This is a genomic window from Dietzia sp. Cai40, from assembly GCF_014145165.1.
GTDB lineage: Bacteria > Actinomycetota > Actinomycetes > Mycobacteriales > Mycobacteriaceae > Dietzia > Dietzia natronolimnaea.
The window spans coordinates 1-3,065 of record NZ_JAALEB010000225.1 but is presented as its reverse complement, the minus strand read 5'-3'; the positions used below and the strand labels follow the sequence as shown (position 1 = coordinate 3,065).

At 70.1% G+C, this 3,065-nt stretch carries 5 protein-coding genes; 1 reads left to right on the top strand and 4 read right to left on the bottom strand.

The genetic code is table 11. From position 1 onward, the window contains the following. Together G6022_RS09450 and G6022_RS09445 are read right to left on the bottom strand one after the other, a co-directional pair. Positions 1–569 (bottom strand): acyl-CoA thioesterase domain-containing protein (locus G6022_RS09450; protein ID WP_182691433.1); only part of this gene is annotated, 569 nt, incomplete at its 3' end. 4 nt (positions 570–573) lie between these two features. Beyond that, positions 574–1,266 carry a TetR-like C-terminal domain-containing protein gene (locus G6022_RS09445; RefSeq protein ID WP_347237766.1) on the bottom strand — a complete coding sequence of 231 codons (693 nt, stop codon included), beginning with the start codon at positions 1,264–1,266 and terminating at the stop codon, positions 574–576. Between the two features lie 182 nt (positions 1,267–1,448). Here G6022_RS09445 and G6022_RS09440 point away from each other — a divergent pair, with 182 nt between their 5' ends. Next, positions 1,449–2,138 (top strand): enoyl-CoA hydratase/isomerase family protein, encoded by a 690-nt coding sequence (locus G6022_RS09440; protein ID WP_182638574.1) that lies wholly within the window; start codon positions 1,449–1,451, stop codon positions 2,136–2,138. A gap of 137 nt (positions 2,139–2,275) precedes the next feature. Here the strand turns inward: G6022_RS09440 and G6022_RS09435 are convergent, their stop codons facing one another. Both G6022_RS09435 and G6022_RS09430 read right to left on the bottom strand, forming a co-directional pair. Next, positions 2,276–2,614 (bottom strand): Lsr2 family protein, encoded by a 339-nt coding sequence (locus tag G6022_RS09435; RefSeq protein ID WP_182609511.1) that lies wholly within the window; start codon positions 2,612–2,614, stop codon positions 2,276–2,278. A 134-nt stretch (positions 2,615–2,748) separates the two neighbouring features. After that, on the bottom strand, positions 2,749–3,065 hold a 317-nt coding region (locus tag G6022_RS09430), incomplete at its 5' end, for a CbiX/SirB N-terminal domain-containing protein (RefSeq protein WP_277819489.1).

Genomic DNA, 3,065 nt, shown 5'->3' with positions numbered 1-3,065 from the left:
GACTCGGCCAGGGTCACGGCCCGCTGGAACGGGGTCGCGTCCTCACCGGCCACCACGTCCAGCGGGTGCAGCCAGAACCGCTTGCGCCGGTCGTTCTGGTGCGCGCTCATGTCGCGACTCCACGCCTCCCCCTCGTCGCCGCTGCCGAAGAAGACGTTCGACCCCGGCCGGTTCTCGGTGGGGTCCGCCTCCGGCGGGGCCCCCACCCGTCGTCCCGAGCGCCACACATTTCCCGGTGGCTGCTCGCCGCGGCGCAACTGCACGAGGGTGCCGCGGGCCACCAGCTTTCCGCCCTGGAGCATGCGGACGTCCGCGACCCGGATGCGGTTGCCGGCCCGGACCTCCTCCGTCACCGCGACCAACGGCTCGGTGCGGACAGGCGCGAAGAGGTCCACGGTGAGCCGGGCGGGCTGGAACCCCTCCGCCCCGTGCTCGGCCTCGAGCGCACGGGCCGATGCCACCACGACCGCGGGCCCGTTGACCATGGTCTCCGACCAGGCGCTGCGCGCGTACCTGGTGGGGATGTACGCCCCCGACTCGTCGAGGGTGAAGAACGAACGCTCGCTCATGAGGTCAGCCCACCATTCCGATAGAAGAGGTTGCGGGTCCGGCGGCTGAGGCCGGGCGGGCGCCGCCGGCGGCGGCCCAGGACCGCAGGATGGCCGCGAGCTGCGTCTCGAAGTACTGCTCGGCGCTCGGCGACTCCCGCCACACACTGAGTTCCAACGACACGACACCGTGCAGCGACGCCCAGATCGCGGTGGCCGCCTCGTGCACGTCCGTGGCCCGGAAGACCCCCTCGTCCACCAACGCGTCGACGATCTCCAGCAGCGGTTCCCTCCACTGCGGGTCGTGCGACTGCGGGTCGCGGCGGTCGGCGCCGACGCGGGGTGAGCGGACGGGCTCCCCCACCACGAGCGCGTACAGCCCCTGGTTTTCCAGCGCCCACCGGCGGTAGGCGCGGCAGAGGGAGCGCATGTCGGTCTCGACACTGTCGTGACGCAGCGACTCCCGCAGCGCGTCGGCGAGCATGCGATCCGCCTCCTCCGCGACCGCGGCGAGCAAGCCGGACTTGCCCCCGAACATCGTGTAGATGGCCGTGGTGGAGGTGCCCTGCGAGGCGGCCAGCGGCCGCAGTCCGAGCTGCTCCGGCGCCGCTCCCCGGAGCTTGCGCGTGGCCTCCCTCAGGATCCCCAGCCGGAGGGCCTCGTCGTACTGGGCGTGGGGTGGGGCGCCGGTGGTCGCGCGGGAGGGGGAACGGGTCACCCGGGCAGGGTACGACGACGACGTCGCCATCGCGTCACAACGCCGTGGCGTGTCCAGCGGAACGGTGTCATCCCACCGCCATCACACGGGACTCCCGGCCCCCACGCGGGGCGCGGTGGACGGGAGTGACAACGGTGTCCCAGCTGCCGTGACGGCGTTGCCGGGGATCTACGCTGGAGCCCATGCCCACACTGAGCCGTCACGAGTCCGTCTTCGTCCTCCGCTTCTCCGAGCCGGAGAACCCCGCGGACGCCCCGGACAACGCCTTCTCCCCCGACTTCCTGGACTCCCTCGATGCCGCCTTCGACGAGGTCGAGGCGTCCGAGGGGCCGGCGGCCCTGGTCACGACCGGGGCGGGGAAGTTCTACTCCAACGGTCTCGACCTGTCGGTGGTCGCCTCCGATCCCGCCGGCCTGCCCGCCTATGTCTCGCGGGCCCAGCGGGTGTTCGCCCGGGTCCTGCGGCTCGAGCTACCCACGGTGGCCGCGGTCAACGGGCACGCGTTCGGAGCCGGGGCGATGCTGGCCCTGTCCCACGACCACCGCGTCATGCGAGCCGACCGCGGATTCTGGAACCTGCCCGAAGCGCAGCTGGGGATGCCGTTCCCTCCGGGGATGAACGCGCTCATCACCACCCGGCTGCCCCACACGGTGGCGAGCACGGCCATGCTCACCTCCAAGCGCTATGCGGCGGACGAGGCGATCGCGGCCGGGATAGCCCATGAGGCGGCCGAGGTGGACGCGGTGCTCGACCGCGCGATGACGGTCGCGGCGGAGATGGCTCCGCTCCGGAGTGCCAACTACGCCGGAATCCGTGCAGGACTCGTCGCCGGCGCTCTCTCGCACCTGGATGAGCCGATCACGCGACTCTGAGCGAACTATCCGGCGGACAATTCCCGCGGCTCGACGGCGGTGATGTCGCGACTTCCGTCCGCCAACCGGTGCTACATGCCAATACACGGAAGGGCCCGCACCCCGTCTCCCGGGGATGCGGGCCCTCGCGCGTGCGATCAGTTGGCGGCGGCGTACGCCTCCATCACGTCGGCCGGGATGCGGCCGCGATCAGAGACCTCGAAGCCGTTTTCCCGCGCCCATTCGCGAATGGCCTTGGTATCGCCCGAGCCGGACTTGGCGGCGGCCTTGCGCGCCGGCCTGCTCTTGCTTCCGGTCACGCGGTGACCTGCGTCGATGTACGGGGCCATCACCTCACGGAAGGCGTCGGCATTCTCGTCGCTCAGGTCGATGGAGTATTCCTTGCCCTCGAAGGCGAACGAGATGGAATTGGCCTCTTCGCCCAGTTCCGTTCCGTCGATGTCATCGATGTACCTGACCTGGAATTGCTGAGCCATTGATTCTCCTAGCTAGGTGCGACCACTACTACACAACAGTATGCACCAGCACCGGGAAATTATGCCCGGTCACATTTGCCGGCCATTCTCGATAAGTGATCCGTTTATTATGGGATCGAGAACAGTCGGGCCGGTCAGCGGATTAAATCCGTCGAATTCTCCAGGTATAACCGGACAATCAGATCGACTATCTCCGGGTTCGCGCCGAGCGGCGGTGAGGTCACGTCCGCGCCGGCCGCCGCGATCCGGTCCGCGAAGAACCCGGGCGCCAGCAGGTGGGTCGCCACGGCCACCCGGCGATGACCCCGCTCCCTGAACCCGGTGATCGCGTCGGCGACGGTCGGAGTGGCCGCGGAGGCGAACCCGGCGGACACCGGTACCCCGAGGACCCTCTCGAGGGCCGAGGCCAGGGCCCGCGTCTCGGCCTGCGAGGACTCGTCCCGGCTGCCCG

What these genes read in the sequence shown, in the direction of transcription:
- G6022_RS09440 (WP_182638574.1), top strand. Translation starts at nt 1,449, where the DNA reads ATGCCCACACTGAGCCGTCACGAGTCCGTCTTCGTCCTCCGCTTCTCC.
- G6022_RS09435 (WP_182609511.1), bottom strand. Translation starts at nt 2,614, where the DNA reads ATGGCTCAGCAATTCCAGGTCAGGTACATCGATGACATCGACGGAACG.